Annotated in this window: 15 protein-coding genes and 3 pseudogenes; 6 read left to right on the top strand and 12 right to left on the bottom strand. The window is 68.7% G+C overall.

Annotated elements, in window-relative coordinates; all coding sequences use genetic code 11:
• Position 1 precedes the first annotated feature (1 nt).
• Positions 2-466: a MarR family winged helix-turn-helix transcriptional regulator gene (locus ACGFIE_RS16465; protein ID WP_393295229.1), complete on the top strand. Its 465-nt coding sequence runs from the start codon at positions 2-4 to the stop codon at positions 464-466.
• Between the two features lie 181 nt (positions 467-647).
• On the opposite strand, the gene ACGFIE_RS16460 is transcribed toward ACGFIE_RS16465, so the two are convergent.
• The gene (locus ACGFIE_RS16460; RefSeq protein ID WP_393295226.1) at positions 648-1,634 is read right to left on the bottom strand and encodes a hypothetical protein; all 987 of its coding nucleotides are present in this window, start codon (positions 1,632-1,634) and stop codon (positions 648-650) included.
• A gap of 70 nt (positions 1,635-1,704) precedes the next feature.
• On the opposite strand from ACGFIE_RS16460, the gene ACGFIE_RS16455 reads away from it, so the two are divergent.
• The 4 genes and pseudogenes from ACGFIE_RS16455 to ACGFIE_RS16440 all read left to right on the top strand — a co-directional run bounded on the left by ACGFIE_RS16455 (position 1,705) and on the right by ACGFIE_RS16440 (position 4,163).
• Complete coding sequence (locus ACGFIE_RS16455; RefSeq protein ID WP_393295223.1) at positions 1,705-2,313, top strand: TetR/AcrR family transcriptional regulator; 609 nt, start codon at positions 1,705-1,707, stop codon at positions 2,311-2,313.
• 290 nt (positions 2,314-2,603) lie between these two features.
• A pseudogene (locus ACGFIE_RS16450) lies at positions 2,604-2,963 on the top strand (AEC family transporter); the annotation flags it as partial.
• A gap of 157 nt (positions 2,964-3,120) precedes the next feature.
• Positions 3,121-3,537, top strand: a complete 417-nt coding sequence (locus ACGFIE_RS16445; RefSeq protein ID WP_393295221.1) for an AEC family transporter — start codon at positions 3,121-3,123, stop codon at positions 3,535-3,537.
• Positions 3,538-3,632: 95 nt separating this feature from the next.
• Complete coding sequence (locus tag ACGFIE_RS16440) at positions 3,633-4,163, top strand: HAD domain-containing protein (protein ID WP_393295680.1); 531 nt, start codon at positions 3,633-3,635, stop codon at positions 4,161-4,163.
• A 121-nt stretch (positions 4,164-4,284) separates the two neighbouring features.
• Here the strand turns inward: ACGFIE_RS16440 and ACGFIE_RS16435 are convergent, their stop codons facing one another.
• The 9 genes and pseudogenes from ACGFIE_RS16435 to ACGFIE_RS16395 all read right to left on the bottom strand — a co-directional run bounded on the left by ACGFIE_RS16435 (position 4,285) and on the right by ACGFIE_RS16395 (position 11,294).
• Positions 4,285-6,270: a cytochrome c oxidase assembly protein gene (locus tag ACGFIE_RS16435; RefSeq protein WP_393295678.1), complete on the bottom strand. Its 1,986-nt coding sequence runs from the start codon at positions 6,268-6,270 to the stop codon at positions 4,285-4,287.
• 193 nt (positions 6,271-6,463) lie between these two features.
• Positions 6,464-7,024 (bottom strand): copper resistance protein CopC, encoded by a 561-nt coding sequence (locus ACGFIE_RS16430; protein WP_393295218.1) that lies wholly within the window; start codon positions 7,022-7,024, stop codon positions 6,464-6,466.
• Positions 7,025-7,046: 22 nt separating this feature from the next.
• Entirely contained in the window at positions 7,047-8,288 is a 1,242-nt protein-coding gene (locus ACGFIE_RS16425) for a Dyp-type peroxidase (RefSeq protein ID WP_393295215.1), read from the bottom strand.
• Entirely contained in the window at positions 8,285-8,878 is a 594-nt protein-coding gene (locus tag ACGFIE_RS16420) for a copper chaperone PCu(A)C (RefSeq protein ID WP_393295212.1), read from the bottom strand. The genes ACGFIE_RS16425 and ACGFIE_RS16420 overlap by 4 nt, the downstream gene beginning before the upstream one ends.
• 240 nt (positions 8,879-9,118) lie before the next feature.
• Positions 9,119-9,814, bottom strand: a complete 696-nt coding sequence (locus tag ACGFIE_RS16415) for a DUF7002 family protein (protein ID WP_393295209.1) — start codon at positions 9,812-9,814, stop codon at positions 9,119-9,121.
• A gap of 118 nt (positions 9,815-9,932) precedes the next feature.
• Positions 9,933-10,142, bottom strand: a pseudogene (locus ACGFIE_RS16410) (PspC domain-containing protein); the annotation flags it as partial.
• Entirely contained in the window at positions 10,115-10,249 is a 135-nt protein-coding gene (locus tag ACGFIE_RS16405; protein ID WP_393295206.1) for a hypothetical protein, read from the bottom strand. The gene ACGFIE_RS16405 and the pseudogene ACGFIE_RS16410, both read right to left, overlap by 28 nt.
• An 11-nt stretch (positions 10,250-10,260) precedes the next feature.
• Positions 10,261-10,482, bottom strand: a complete 222-nt coding sequence (locus ACGFIE_RS16400) for a tautomerase family protein (RefSeq protein WP_393295203.1) — start codon at positions 10,480-10,482, stop codon at positions 10,261-10,263.
• A 404-nt stretch (positions 10,483-10,886) separates the two neighbouring features.
• The gene (locus tag ACGFIE_RS16395) at positions 10,887-11,294 is read right to left on the bottom strand and encodes a nitroreductase family deazaflavin-dependent oxidoreductase (protein ID WP_393295200.1); all 408 of its coding nucleotides are present in this window, start codon (positions 11,292-11,294) and stop codon (positions 10,887-10,889) included.
• Positions 11,295-11,592: 298 nt separating this feature from the next.
• Here ACGFIE_RS16395 and ACGFIE_RS16390 point away from each other — a divergent pair, with 298 nt between their 5' ends.
• Entirely contained in the window at positions 11,593-12,801 is a 1,209-nt protein-coding gene (locus ACGFIE_RS16390) for an epoxide hydrolase family protein (protein ID WP_393295197.1), read from the top strand.
• Between the two features lie 322 nt (positions 12,802-13,123).
• On the opposite strand, the pseudogene ACGFIE_RS16385 reads toward ACGFIE_RS16390, so the two are convergent.
• A pseudogene (locus tag ACGFIE_RS16385) lies at positions 13,124-13,372 on the bottom strand (sigma factor-like helix-turn-helix DNA-binding protein); the annotation flags it as partial.
• 235 nt (positions 13,373-13,607) lie between these two features.
• Positions 13,608-14,792, bottom strand: coding sequence for an MFS transporter (locus tag ACGFIE_RS16380; RefSeq protein ID WP_393295194.1), 1,185 nt, complete (start codon positions 14,790-14,792; stop codon positions 13,608-13,610).
• Positions 14,793-14,983 lie beyond the last annotated feature (191 nt).

The raw sequence follows: 14,983 nt of genomic DNA, 5'->3' as shown, positions 1-14,983 counted from the left end.
GATGGAACGGCTCGGCCTCGTCATCAAACGCGCCGAACAGGCGCTGATCGCCGAGAAGACGCGCGTGCTGCAAGAGTTTCACCTGACCGTCCCGCAGTACGCGGTCCTGCTCGTCCTGCTGCAGTCCTCGGAAGCATCGGCTGCGCAACTCGCCCGCGCCTGCCTGGTGACCCCGCAGACCATCGCCACCGTGCTCACCAACCTCGAAGGGAAGGGGCTCATCGAACGAGCAGCGTCGCCGCTTCACCAACGCGTACGGGTCGCCCAACTGACAGCCAAGGGAACCGACCTGATACGCCGAGCGGACCCGGCCGCACTCGCCGTCGAGCAACGCCTGGCCGCCGCCTTCACCGCCGACGAACGGAAGGCGTTCACCGAGCACCTGGAACGGGCGATCACCACGCTGGCCCGTCACCAACTCCCCGACGACGCACCGACGCCACAGCCTGCGGACGACCCCTCGTAGCGTGGTGCCATTCGAACGGTCGAAGCACCAACGCCCGTACTTGCCCCGATCAGCCCGGCTGCGCCGACAGTGAAGAGCCCCACGGATAGCGCCGCGTTCCCTGACCACAACCGCACAACCCTGAGCGGTACGCACACGAGCCATGAAACGCCGTGGTGCCGTGGTCATCGCCGATGCCGTTTCAGAGGCGGAAGATCCGAACTATCAGCCCGGTGTCGTGCATCGTGTGTGGCGCGAGGGCGTGGTACGCCCATGCGTGCACCCAGGCGTTGCCGGTCCGTACGGTGAGCCAGGTCTTGAACGCGCCGGGCAGCGTGTAGATGAGAAGGACGAACAGGATCGTCAGCGTGGCCTCGCGCGGCGACCCGAACCTGCCCCAGCCCTCGAACAGGTGCAGTGCCGCGTACGTCAGGCCGCCGAGCACGAGGGTCGCTGTGGTGGAGCCGGTCAGACGGGCGTATCGGGGAACGAGGATGCCCTGCACGAAGATGACTGTCGGCAGCACCGTGCCCGCCAGGTACAGCAGGAATGTCAGTGGCACTCCGGCGGCGAGCTGACCCGGGGTCAGGCCGGCGAACGCGTGGCCGAGCACCACCCATTGCGCGAGCGATTCGAGGACCAGCACGGCGAGGATGAGGATGGCGTCGCCGCGCCGATCCGCCGAGCGCAGACACATCTGGTGGGCGGTGTAACGCCGCCGGAACCACAGGAGCGGCAACAGCGCGTAGACCACAACGTTGTACGCGGCCCAGCCGAGCGCCTCGGCGGGCGCGACCGGATCGGTGGTGCCGACGAGGGTGCCGGCCAGGTGGAAGCCGATCGGGTGCCAGCCGAGCCCACGGCCGATGAGCAGGCCACCAAGTTGGGCGAGGACGCCGTACGCCAGGACGAGGCCTGTTTCACGGCGAGCGGTGGGGAGCGTCGGTGCGCGCTCGGCGATGTCCGGCGCGGGTCGACGACGGGTGAGCGCGTATCCGATGACGGCGAGCAGTACCAACTCGACGAGGGTGGCCTGAGCGGCGATCACCTGACCGGGCCCGGATGGCGGGTCGTGCTGCGCCGGCCAGTCGAAGGGGGCGTTGCCGGGCGCGAGGAGCAAGACCGCGCCGTTGAGTGCGATCCAGCCGACCACCGCTGCCGTGAGCCAGGCTTTTTCTCGACGTGACACAGACGCTCCCGCTTATCCAGCACAGGCGTGTTAGTCAAAGGAACGTAGCACGAGTGTGTTATAAAAAGTGGTGCCGAAGCTGGTGGATGCGCAGGCCCGACGGACCGAGCTCGCCGAAGCGGTCTGGCGGATCACGATGCGGGATGGGCTGGAGCAGGCATCCGTACGAAACGTGGCGCGCGAGGCCGGCCTGTCCATGGGTTCGTTGCGCCACTTCTTCACCACCCAGTCCGAACTCCTCGGATTCGCCCTACGGTTGGTGGGAGAACGGATCGAGGAGCGGATCCGAGCCGTGGACACCACGGGCGACCAGCGTGCGGTGGTCCGGTCGATGATCGACGAGATGCTGCCACTGGACCGGCCGCGGCGCGGCGAGTGCGAGGTGTGGCTGGCGTTCACGGCACGCGCCGTCGTGGAACCGACAATGGCCGGCCTGCGCAAGGACATCGACAAACGCCTCACCGACGCCTTCACCGCCATGATCCGACGACTGGCCGACGCTGGTGCGCTCCGGCCCGGGCTCGATCAGAAGGTCGAGGCAGAGCGTCTCTACGCCCTCGTCGACGGCGTGATCCTGCACGCCCTCCTGCGCCCCGGCCGGACCTCGAACGCAACCGCCAAGGCCACTGTCGACGCACACCTGAACCAGATCGCGCCAGCAGCCGTGGATGAGCGCTGAGATTCCCCTACCGGGGCCCTGTTCACGACAGCGCGCGCGTTCGATGTCGAGGCGTGGATCGGTGCCCACCAGACTTCGCTCCCGGCGGCGCTCGTAGCTGCACGTTGGGGATGACCCCGTGCGGATGTGGATGAGCGGGATTCTTGTTCGGTCCGGACGGGATGCGAGGCTGGACGCGTGGCTTCCGGATCGGCGTACCTCGCCCACGTGGAGATCGTCGCCGGGTTTCTCGACTCGTACGCCCGCCAGTCCCTGAGCCGGCGCGATGCCCGCCCGCCGGTGCCGCCCGCATGAGCCTGGTGTCGGCGTTCGTACCGGTCTGGATCCTCACCGCGGTCGGCTACGCGGCCTGTCGCTGGGGCCTGCTGGGCGAGGCGGCGGCGTCGGTGCTGGGCCGATTCGTGTTCCATCTCGCGATGCCGTCCGCCCTGTTCCTGGCCCTGTCCCGAATGCCGCTCTCCGGGTACGCCGGCCGCTCGCTGCTCGCCTTCGGGGTGAGCACGGCCGCGGTCGTCGGGTTCGGGTGGGTCGGCGCGAGCCGGCTGTTCGGTCGCACGGCAGGCGAACGACCGATCTGGGGCATGGCCGCCGGGTACGTCAATTCGGCGAACCTCGGCATCCCGATCGCAACGCAGGTTCTCGGCAACGTGTCGTTCCTGGCGGAGGTGGTGCTGCTGCAGGTGCTGGTGGTGACGCCCGTGATCCTGGTCGCCCTGGACCGGCACAGCGACCCGGCCGGCCGGGTACGGGTCGGCCGTATCGCCTCCCTGCCGGTACGCAACCCGGTGATCCTGGCGTCGCTGCTCGGTGTCGCGTGCTCGGCTAACCGGCCTGCACCTGCCGTCGGCGGCCGGTGCGCCGCTCACCCTGCTGTCGGGCGCCGCGGTTCCGGCCGCCCTGGTCGCGCTCGGCGCGTCGCTGCACCGCGCGGCGCCGTCGCGGGCCGAGCCGGCCGAGATGGGCGGACTGGGCGAACTGGCCGTGATCACCGCACTGAAGCTCGTCGCACAGCCGGTCATCGCGTACACGGCCGGGCTGGCCCTGCACCTGTCCGCGCCGCAGTTGCTCGCCGTGGTGGTGTGCGCGGGCCTGCCGACAGCGCAGAACACGTTCATCTTCGGCCAGGAGTACGGCGTCGGCGAGGCGGTGGCCAACCGGGCGGTGCTGGTGACCACGACGCTGTCGCTGGCCACCCTGGCCGCGGTGGCTACGCTGCTCGGATAGGTCCGTCAGCCTGCTTCCAACGCCAGGTCTACCGGTGCGAGGGTGTTGTCCCGACTGCCGCTACTCCCTCGACTACTGAAGGCTGGGATGCCGCCATGACTGATCACGACGTACGTCCGGTGGTGTTCCTCGACGTCGACGGAACGCTCCTTCCCGCGGGCGGGGTGCAGCAACCGGCGACCCTTGCGGAGTGGAACGCGAAGTGGCAGAACTCGTCGAATCCGCACCTGGCGAGATTGACGCGTGAACACGGCCCGCGTCTGTTGGCGCTGTCCTGCGATCTGATGTGGGCGACGGCGTGGATGGAGGATGCGAACGAGGTGATAGCGCCACTGCTCGGCCTGCCCACGTTGCCTGTGGTGGACATGGGTGAGCTGCCGGACATCGACGATCGGGTTTTCTCCGAGGACGACTGGACTGCCAGGCTGCACTGGAAGACACGGGCCCTCGTCGAGACTGCCGCGGGACGCCCGTTCGTCTGGGTCGACGACGAGATCACCGAGGTTGACCGATCCTGGGTCGCCGCGCACCACCCCGGGAGAGCGCTGCTCCACCGTGTCGCTTCCGACTCCGGTCTCACCGACGCCGACCTCGTCGTGGTCGAGGAGTGGTTGCAGGGGGCATGACGTCGCTGGATCGCGGGTGACGGGCTGGCGAGGATCGCCATGTCGCGTCAGGTTCGGTCCCGTGAGGTGGTCGGAAACCTTCGGTGGTTCCCCGGAGGTACAGAGAATCGGGTCTTCGAGGTCAGGGTTGCTCAGTCCCGCTCGTGCGGCGCGGGTCGCTGTCGGTACGGGCGGCGGCGAGGAACGCGTTGTAGCGGGCGAGGTCGTCTTCCTCGCCGGTGGCCTCGGCCCGGTCGGCGGCCCGGTCGAGGCGGTCCTGTTCGCGCTGGTCGGCGCGAATCCACTGGCGAATCAGGACGATCATGACGACGACGGCGGGCAGCTCACCGAACGCCCAGGCGATGCCGGCGCCGAGCCGCTGATCGGCCAGCAACGACGACGCCCAGGCGGGGTGGACAGCGGTGTACCAGTCGGGGGCGATGACGGTGGTGGTCTGCATGAGGACCAGGCCGAAGAAACCGTGCGCCATCATCGACGCCAGGTGGATGATCACCAGCAGAGGATGGGGGACTCGTCGGCGGCCCGGGTCGACACCGATGAGCACCCAGAACAGCAGATAGCCCGCGACCACAAAGTGGGTGAGCATCGCGAGGTGACCGAGGTGGGAGCGCATCAGCACGCCGAGCAGGTCGCTGAAGTACAGGCCGAACAGGCTGGCGGTGTAGATGCCCAGTGCGACGAGCGGATGCGTGAGCACTCGGGTGGCGCCGCTGTGTAGCGCGATCAGCAGCCACTCCCGGGCGCCGCGTACCCGGGGGTCGGCCGGTCGGCGCAGGGCGCGCAGGGCGAGGGTGACCGGTGCGCCCCCGACCAGCAGGATCGGCACCAGCATCGACAGCACCATGTGCTGGGCCATGTGCGCGCTGAACAGCACGTACGCGTAGCGGGCGACACCAAGGTCGGTGGTCGCGGCGAGCAGCGACAACCCGCCCACCCAGCTCGCCGTCCGGGCGATCGGCCAGCGGTGCCCCCTGCTGTGCATCCGGCGCACACCGGCCAGGTACCCGCCGATACCGAGAGCACAGACGGTCAGGAAGAACATGTCCGGTAGTGGCTGCCCGAGCAGGTTGCCCGCGGTGGGCGCGGTAGGCATCGGGAAGCCGAGCAGCTCGGTGATCGGGTCGGCGTCGATGCCGGCCTCGGGGATCGGTGTGGGGCTGCGGGACAGGGCCACCGCCAGGCCGACGGTGGCGGCGAACACGGTCAGCTCCCCAGCGGCCAGTCGGCCGAACGCCCGGGGCCTTCCGGCGTGCAGTGCCGGCAGCGTACGGGCGCGGTGTATCGCGCCGAGCGAGCCGAGGATCACGAGGGCGGCGAGCTTGCCGAGGACCAGCCAGCCGTAGCGGGCCTGCCAGAGCTGCTCAACCGACCCGAGGCGGACGGCAGCGTTGGCCAGTCCGCTCACCGTCACGGCGACGAAGCAGCCCAGGGCGAGGCGACTGTACCGAGAAGCGGCCTCGGCCAGCAGCCGACTGCGCCGCACGATCAGCAGGGCGACAAGTCCACCGATCCACACCGCGGCGGCGAGGATGTGCAGAGCCAGGCTGGTGACCGCGATCTGGTGGTTACCGGCTCCGGCGGAGTGACCGGTGAACGCCGGGGGCAGCACCGCCACCAGCGCCAGGATCGTGACGGTCACGGCAATCCCGCGGGACACCCCGGCGCGGGCCAGCAGCGCCGTGGTCAGGGCAAGCCCGGCTTGCAGCATGAGCGACTGCCCCTGCGAGATCGTGGTGGCGAAGCTGATGACCGTCGCGGGTTCGAGCGTCCCCAGCGGTTGGCCGAGCAGGTCCGACACCGTCAGCACCACAAGCGACAGTGCTGCCACCGTCCAGCCGAGCGCCGTGCGGCTCGCTCGGCGGAGCAGCAGGTAGCCGTGGGGCGAGACGCTGCCTCCGTCGCCGGGCAGCAGGAACGCGGCGGTTACCAGCATGCCGACGGTGACGGTGGCGAAGCAGTCGGAGAGGAGGCGGACCACAGGTAGTGCCCAGGTCGTGACCGGTCCCGCGTCCGGCAGGCCCGGAATCGCGGCGGTGAGGGCGCCTCCGACCCGTAGGCCGAGCAGCAGCAGAGCAACGCCCGAGGCGCCGATGGCGACAACGACCAACCACTCGAACGTCGTAGCTGCGGTCGACCGGGGTCGGCCGGTGGACGTCGCGGCGGCCGGCCCCGCTGGCGCCGGGACTGCGGTCTGGGCGCTACCAGGATCGTCGCCGGCGAGCTGCCGGGAATCTGTGTCGGACACGTGTTGACCTTGACCTGTCAGGTGGTGAGGTGGCGCGACCGCGAGAGCGGCCTGCTCATCGACGGTTCGCTCGCCACCAGAGCAGCCCGGCAACCGCCACGACGACGATGGCCAGCGCGCCGCCGGCGACGAGGACGCCAGCGTCCGGGCCATCGTCGTCCTGCACCGACGCGGCGGCGGACGGCTCGTCGGTCGTCGTGCTGACGATTGGCGGGGCGCTGGAATTGGGGTCGGCCACCGTGAAGGGGTACGACCCCTGCACCGGGTGCCCGTCGGTGGAGACGACGCGGTAGGCGACGGTGTAGGTGCCGTTGGGCAGCGCCCCGGTCACCTGGACCGACCCCTTTGCCCCGCCGACCACCGGGTCACCTGTGGGGATCTTCCGCCTGGCGGCGTCGGTGAGAACGATGGTGGTGAACGGGGGGTCGAGCCGCTCGACGAACTCGAGCACGATCTCGGTAGGGGCGCTGGACAGGGTCGACTCCTGGACCGGCGCCGAGGACCGGAGCGTGTTGTGCGCCCAGGCCGGGCTGACCGGGATGAGCACCGCCACGAGGACGGCGAGGACCGCCGAGCCGAGCCGGAGGGCGATGGGGCGGGACGACGGTACGGTCATGACGAAACTCCGGTTGGCGTGATCATCCGAGCACCTGCTCGCCGACCCATCCCCCCGGCTGACAACCGGGAGGGATGGCGAAGACGGCGGACCCGATCGGAGTGGTCCACTCGTTGAGCAGGTCCCGCTCGGCCAGCCGGCGTTGGATAGGCAGATACTGCCGGGCGATGTCGGCCTGGTACGAGGTGAAGATCAACCCGCTGTCGGCGTGACCCTCCGCCGTCGGCGCCCCGTCGTAGTTGTACGGCCGGCGCAGGATCTTCAGCCGGTCCTCAGTGACGTGCGCGCGGGTCAGGTGGGAGAAGTCGGGAATGATGGTGAGACCGTCCGGGCCGGTGGCGGCGAAGTCAGGTTCGTCGCGTTCGGCGGTGCCGGTCAGCGGGGCGCCGGTGTCGAGCCGCCGTCCGACGGCGACTTCGCGGTCGGTCCGGCCGAGCAGGTCCCAGGTTTCCAGGTTCATGCTGATCCGCCGTACGACGAGGGTGGTGCTGTCGCGCAACCACGCCGGGCCGTCCGGGACCCAGAGCGCGGTGTCCATGGGCGACCCGGGTCGGGGATTGGCGGTGCCGTCGAGCTGACCGAACAGGTTGCGTTGGGTATGGCCGCCCGGCTCGACACCGGGGCTGCGCCGGAAGCCATGCTGGACCCACCGCACCCTGGCGAAGGGCCGGCTGTCCTTGATCAGGACGCGTTGGGCGTGCGCCACCGTGATCGCGTCATCGGCGCAGATCTGGAGCAGCAGGTCACCGCCGGACCAGGCTGGCTGGAGTCGGTCGATGCGAAACGAGGGCAGTTCGGTGACCGACACCGGCCGCCTGTCGTCGACCCCGGCGGCACGGTAGAGACCGGGGCCGAAGCCGAAGGTCACGGTCAGCCGTGCCGGCAGCAGCCCGAGTTCGGCCTCGGTGTCGGCCAGCGCGGGTTGGCCCTGGGTGAGCCGGGCCGCGTCGTCGGTGAGCAGCCGCAACATCCGACCCATCGCTGCCCGGTCGGTGTCGTCGCGCAGGGTCAGTGCCACGAACGACGCGTACGCCTGTGGTTCGGTGGCCACCCCGGCCTGCCGGGTGCCGTGGAACGGCTCGATGAGGCCGCCGACGGCCGCCACCGGCGTCGTGTCGGCAGCGACCACGTCCGGTCGCGCGGACCCGCCGGTACGTGTCATGGCGGCCGCGGCACCGCCGGTCACGGCTCCCCCCACGGCGAGAGCACCGCCGGTGAGCAGGCCACGCCTGCTCACCGGCCGGACCGGTGAAGTCCCGGTCACGATGCCGGGCTCATGCTCATCCCCGGCGTGGCGCTCATCCCGGGCATGGGCTCGCCATGCCCGGGGGCGTAGCTCTCCTGCGCGCCGGTGAACGGCTTGGCCACGGCGCGGAACTGCTGAGTCCTGCCGTCGGCGAAGGTCAGGGTAAAGGTCAACTCGTCGCCGGCCCGGACGGGCTTGGTGAGGTTCATCAGCATGAGGTGGTCGCCACCGGGCTCCAACGCGTGCGTGCTCCCGGCCTTGATCACGATGCCGCCCTGCTTCTGCCGCATGACCATCTTGCCGTCCTTCATGGCCATCTCGTGCAGCTCCATCGACGACAGCGAGGTCGTGGCACCAGTCACCGTGACATCGGTGTCCCCGTCGTTGACCAGGGTCCCGAAAGCTGCCGTCATGCCCTTGTCGGCCGCCTTGACCCACGGGTCACGAATCGTGACCACGCCAGCGGCGGCACTCGGCGATGCCGACGGGTTTGGCTGCGCGGACGCCGGCGAGTCGGATGACCCACACCCGGCCGCGCCGACCGCCACGAGCGCAGCGGCGGTGGCGAGTGCGATGGCCGAGCGTCGGCGCGAGCTGATGGTAGCCATGAATTCTTCCTCCGGTGGTTGTTGCTGCTTCGTTGGTCGGTCGCCGCGGGGCGGAAGTTCCGGGCGGGCGGATAATGGCCCGATCGCGGCTGACCGACGGAGGTTCCGGCGTCCCGCTGGCAATGCCCTGCAGGCCCTGCCAGCAAAGGACGAAGTCCCGCTGTACGCAGTCGACTTCGTGGTGCACCAGTGCCGGCCTGCCGGGCGCAGCGCAGTCCTGTTATTGAGACGGGTGGGGTCTCAGTCGCTGGTGCCTTCGACCTTGTCGGTCAGGTCGAGGATGTCGGGGACGGCGTCCAACACGGTGACCTCGACCAGGGCGTCACGGCGGCCATAGCGGCGGCGGTACTCGGCATACGGGTAGTCCGCGATCGGCAGCCAGGATCGGTGCCCCCGCACGGGGTGGTTCTTCTGCGTCACCGCGCCCGAGTTGAGCCGGCAGAGTTCGATTCGTGGACCGTATCGCTCGACTAGGGCACGTGTGTCAACGTGCAGGACGACCTGATCCTCGGTGCGATACTCCTTCGCTTGACGCAGCCGGGCCAGCCGCTCGGCGCTGGCCCAGAAGAAGACCCGGGAGTTGATGGCCGCGAGGTACTCGGTCAGCGAGGAGTTTGGATCGATCTTCTCCGTAACGAATTTCATGGGCTTCTGATCGCGGATCACAGCAGGCGCCAGGCCGGGCGCGCGCAGAACGGTGGACTGTCTGCGCGGGGCACTCAGGAGTCGGTCGCGCTCGGCCGGGTCGATGTCGAACAAGTCGATCAATCGCTGCGTGGACAGGAGGCCGTGTCGCCGCACCGATGGCCACGCGGTCGCCGACATCGTGTGAAAGACCCGCGGATGCTGCGCGATCAGTTCCTCGACGTCCATGGCGGTCATCATGCCGAACGCCGCGCCGACACTGACCTGCGGCACCGGCTTGCCGATCGACACAGCGCCGCTTTGGAGCCTGGCTCTCCCTGCGCTTCCGGTTATCGCGGCGCGTCCCGTTGGCGCGCTCATAGTCGGTCACCGTCGGGACGACGGGTAGGACGAGCAGCAGTATGGTCAGCAGCAGCGCGACGGTTCGTACCCAGTCGACGCGGAACCCGCCGTACGCCGCGATGCCGAGGCAGACGCCGCCAAACCATTTACCCTCGTTGATCAGACACCAGAACCGGCCACGCGCCCCCCTCGGAGGAAGGCGGCGAGGGGACGTGCTGGAATCACCGGCCCGAGTTCCGCCGAGATCGCTCAGTAGAGCGAGGAGCGGCCGTCGCAATCGGCCAGCCAGCAGGCAAGGTGGACGAGATCCTCGCGCCGGCGCGTGGGCTGGGCGGCCTCGGGAACCGACAACGGGTGGCGGCGAAAACTGCCGGCCACCTGCATTGCCGAGACGCTCACTTCCCCTTGAAGAGTTGAGCTTCCCCGTTACCGAAAGACCAGTTCTCCGCGCCAGTCTCGACCACCGAGATCAACACATCTTCCGGACGCACTCCCGGGTCGCGGCCGAGCCGATCGACGATCGCGCGATACATCCCCAGCTTGGCGTCAGGGGACTTGCCGTTCATGAGGAGGTTCAATACCCCTGAGGCGTTCGCCTGGCTGTACGACCACCGCATCGACTTCGACCGACCGATAGACGATCAGCAGAGTCCATAGGGCGAAGCCCGTTACCGACTACTCCGGCAACGGGCTTCCGCCCTGCAAGACTGAGAGTGGGCGATGGACTCTGACCTGCAGCGACGCGGAGCCGCAGGCGCGGTGGCTGCGGTTGAGGGCCGTTCGAGGCCGTTGGACGCAGTTCAAGGCCGTTGACGGCGCCCTGTTACTCCCATCTGCTTCTCGGATTCACGGTGCACACCGACCGCCGACCGCGCGGAGTGGGCTACCAGCCCTGGGCCTGTCTGGTGCCAACGACAGCTCTCACATGGACCGAGCGGTTGAAGAGCGCCCCCCAACGAGCACTGCGCCGGATCAGCGGCGTAGCCCGTGCCCGCAGGCCGTCAGGTCGTGCCGCCTCTGCCTACGGCGCAGGTTCCAGTACGACGACTGGGATCTGGCGGGTGGTCTTCCGCTCGTAGTCGGCGAAGCCTGGATAAGCGGCCTTCTGCGCGCTCCAGATCTGCTCCCGCTCGTTCCCGGTGGCAACTCGGGCGACCAGCTCGACCTTGTCCGTACCGATCTCCGCGTGGGCATGCGGGTGAGCCAGCAGGTTGTGGTACCAGTCAGGGTTGGTGGGCGCGCCGCCCTTGGACGCGAACACGGCGTAACCGCCGTCCACCTCCTGGTACATCATCGGGTGCACGCGAGGCTCGCCGCTCTTGGCGCCGACCGTGTGCAACAGCAGCAGCGGCGCGCCGGCGAACTGGCCGCCGACCTGGCCGCCGTTGGCGCGAAACTCAGCGATGATCTTGTCGTTCCAGTCGCTCATGCCTCTCCTCATCTTCACGAACCGGCTTGTTATCGACGATTCTGACAGTCATGGCCGGGGCGTGACACTGCGGACTCGCACCAACGAGCGGCGGCAGTGCGTAGCGCTGACACGCCGACCGGTCGCATCCAGGCCTTCAAGATTGCGATTGAGGCAGGCGAGGCCGCGGCTTCGAGGCCGAAGACGCCACGTCGCTTGTCGCCGTAGGCGGAGGTTGTCATGATCCGTCCATGACAACGACTCTTGGCACGGACGGTGGTGCTGTCGCCGTCCGTAGCCCGGCGGGGCGGTGCGGCTCATGATTCTCTCGTCGCAGGACCCGACGAGTATCGAGCCGTTCCGGGTGCACGCCAGCCCTGAGGAGCTGGAGGACCTTCGCGCGCGCCTGCGCGCGACGCGCTGGCCGGACGCGCCGGAGGACGCTGGGTGGTCGCTGGGCACAGACATCACCTATCTGCGCGAACTCGTCGACTACTGGGCGGAGGAGTTCGACTGGCCGGCGCAGGAGACCGCTCTCGCGCGCCTGCCGCGCTTCCGCACGCGAATCCGGGACATGGGCATCTCGTTCATTCATGCGCGTGCCGTCGCGCCAGTTGGGCCGGTGCTGCCGCTGGTCCTCTGCCACGGGTGGCCGGACTCGTCGTGGCGCTACGAGAAGGTGGTGCCCCTGCTCACCGACCCCGGCGCGCACGGGGCGGACCCGGCCGACGCCTTCGACGTGGTCGTGCCGGACATGCCGGGATTCGGACACTCGGACCGTCCTGCGGGAGGACCCCTCGACTCGATCGCGGTCGCCGACCTGTGGGCCGAGCTGATGACCGCGCTCGGTTGCGCGAGTTTCGGTGCCGTGGGAGGGGACATCGGCAGCTCAGTGAGCCGCTACCTCGCCCTGAACCATCCCGAGCGAGTCGTTGCCGTACACCGCATGGAGGCCAGCCTCCCGGTTCTCACCGCCGTTGACCTCGCACCGGAGGAGCGGGCCTGGCTCGACACCGCTGCCGCGTGGAACGCCAGTGAAGGCGCGTACGCCGCGATGCACCGCACCAAGCCGCAGACCGCCGCCGTGGGGCTGACCGACTCACCCGCCGGACTGGCCGCATGGATCGTCGAGAAGCTGCGGTCGTGGAGCGACTGTCACGACGACATCGAGCAGAGCTTCACCAAGGACGAGATCCTCACCCTGCTCACGCGCTACTGGCTAACCGGCACGATCGGCTCGTCGATGCGCATGTACGTCGCCAACGCCGCGATCCCGCCAGAACAACACGCCCGCAGGGTCGAAGTACCGTCCGGCTTCGCGCTCTTCCCCGGCGACACTCTCCACCCGCCGCGCGCCTGGCTCGAGCGCACGGCCAACGTCGTACGCATCAGCGAGCTCGACAGGGGCGGCCACTTCGCGCCCTTCGAGGAGCCCGAGCTGTACGCGCAGGAGCTGCGCGAATTCTTCCGTCCCTTCCGTGCGGTCGGGCCACCGACAGCCAGGCGTGAGCGGCCATGGACAAGGTGATGTGGGCGTACCAGCCTCGCCAGGCGCGGACCTGGTACTTGTCGAGGCCCGCAACGTTCCACATCGATCTACAGCACACTTTCAGACGTGGCCTCCGGCGAACCGAGACGCCTGCCGGCGACCGATCTTGAGCTGCCGGTCCCGTACTCTGGGCGGCACCAGCGCTGGCATCGAGGTTGACCCATTCCGTCCGGCTGTTCACACCTCTCCCTCTCGTCATGACCGGAGCCACGTCCAACGGCGACTGGCTGTCGAGCGGAGGCACCTGCTCATCCGCCGCAGATGAGGCGACCGACGAGGCCGGCAGCACCGCACGTAGCCGGACGAGCCCACGCGACGCCTGGCTCTTCACCGTGCCGATCGAGCAACCGAGCATCTGGGCAATCTGGGCCTCTGGGAGGTCCTTCCAGGAACGCAACACCAGCACAGCCCGCATACGGGGCGGCAGGCTGAGCAACGCGGTGAGTACCTCGTCGCGAACCACGACGTCGTCTGCCACATCTGAACGCGCGCTCTGCACCAGATCTTCGGCCGCGTGCCGCGAACCGGTCAGCAGGTACGCAGTCCGCATCAGATCCGCGTACCGGATCTCGACGAACTCGCGGAAGCCGTCATCCGTCACCTGCACTCTCCAGTCCTAGCGGGGCGTCACCGACAAGAGGAAGACCCTGGGCATGCGGAAAAGGTTGACCGAGAGTCGCAACTCCGCAGAGACCGGGAACCTCAGGCCGAGACTCGGCCGTGAACCGGACATGGCTCTCGGGTGAGATAGCGGCTCATGCTGTGTAAACCACGGGCCAGATGAATCATGAGTTGCGCTCAGCCGACGCGTTTCGGTCTGTCATGGCGAGGATGAGGGCAACTGCCGCGAGCAGGGGCGGCAGCAGGAACGCCGCGCGGTACCCGGACTGCTCCACTATCAGGCCAGCGAGTGACTGGCCGGCAGCCGTGCCGACGGGTCCGGCGGCACAGACGATGGTCATGGTAATCGCGACTCGGGTGGGCGCCAGCCGCTCGGTGATGGCATAAATAGTGATCATGTAAGGTGCGACGGCGATTCCCGCCACCAGGATGACCACCGCAAGTGGCAGTCGTGTCCCGCCGGCGGGTAGCAGGGTCATGGCGATGAGAAGCCCGAAGGCGAACAGGCGATAGCGGGTCCGCAGGGCCACGCGGGATGGGATCCAGGCGTAGGCGATGCCGGCGATGGCGCTACCCGCACCGAGTGCGGCGTACAACAAGCCTCCGGTAGACGGGTTGTTCGCCGCGGTGGCGTGGGCCGTGACTCCTACCTGAACGGTGCCGAAGATGGCGCCCATGATCGCCATGGCGGCACACATCGCCACCAATCCCGCCCGGGGCAGTGGCGATGCCGCGGATCGTGACGGTGCCCGCTCGGGTGCGGTCGTATACAGCAGCGCCACCGGTGCCGCCGCCGCAAGGAGAAGCACGATGCAGGCCGTGAGCGGGGCACCCGTAGGGACGGGCGCCCAGGTCGCGGCCAGGAGCCCGACAACAGCGGGCCCAGCAATGAAGCTCGCCTCGTCCGCAGCAGCTTCGTACGACAGTGCGGTGGTCAGCAGGGTTGGCTGTTCAGGCCGCGACTGTGCCAGATAGGACCAGTGAACTCTGATCAGCGGACCTACCTGTGGTTGAGTCGCGCCGACGAGGACAGCAGCGGCGAAAAGTGCCGGACGATCAGCGAGGGTGGCGGCCAGGAGACCGGCGAGAGCAACGGCGTTCGCAACGGCCATGAGGACGCCAAGCTGACGGATGCTGGTGCGATCAGCCAGCCGTCCGACGATGACACCTCCCGCGCCGATGGCGAGGCTCTGAGCTGCTGCGGCCGCGCCAGCGAAGGCGTAACTGCCCGTCGCATGCTGCAACAGCAACAGCGTGCCCAGGGGCGTCATCGCATACGGCAGTCGCGCGAAGAAACCAAGGGGAAAGACAACGGAGTGGGTTGTCCGGGCAAGCTCTCGGTATGACAAGGCGTTCTCCTCGCATGACGAAGAGACGCGCCTACCCAGCCACCGGACGCGTGCAAATCCCGATTCTGGACGCAGATTAGCAGCGTCAAGGTCATTGATCCGCCCTCCACGCCTTCGGCCAGGGCACATGCGACCTCACCGACTCGGGCAGCGCCGACGCTTTCGGGTCCGCCGAGATGTCACCAGAGGAT

The sequence above is a fragment of the Micromonospora sp. NPDC049275 genome, assembly GCF_043197115.1.
Lineage (GTDB): Bacteria > Actinomycetota > Actinomycetes > Mycobacteriales > Micromonosporaceae > Micromonospora.
This window is presented reverse-complemented; position numbering and strand designations above follow the sequence as displayed.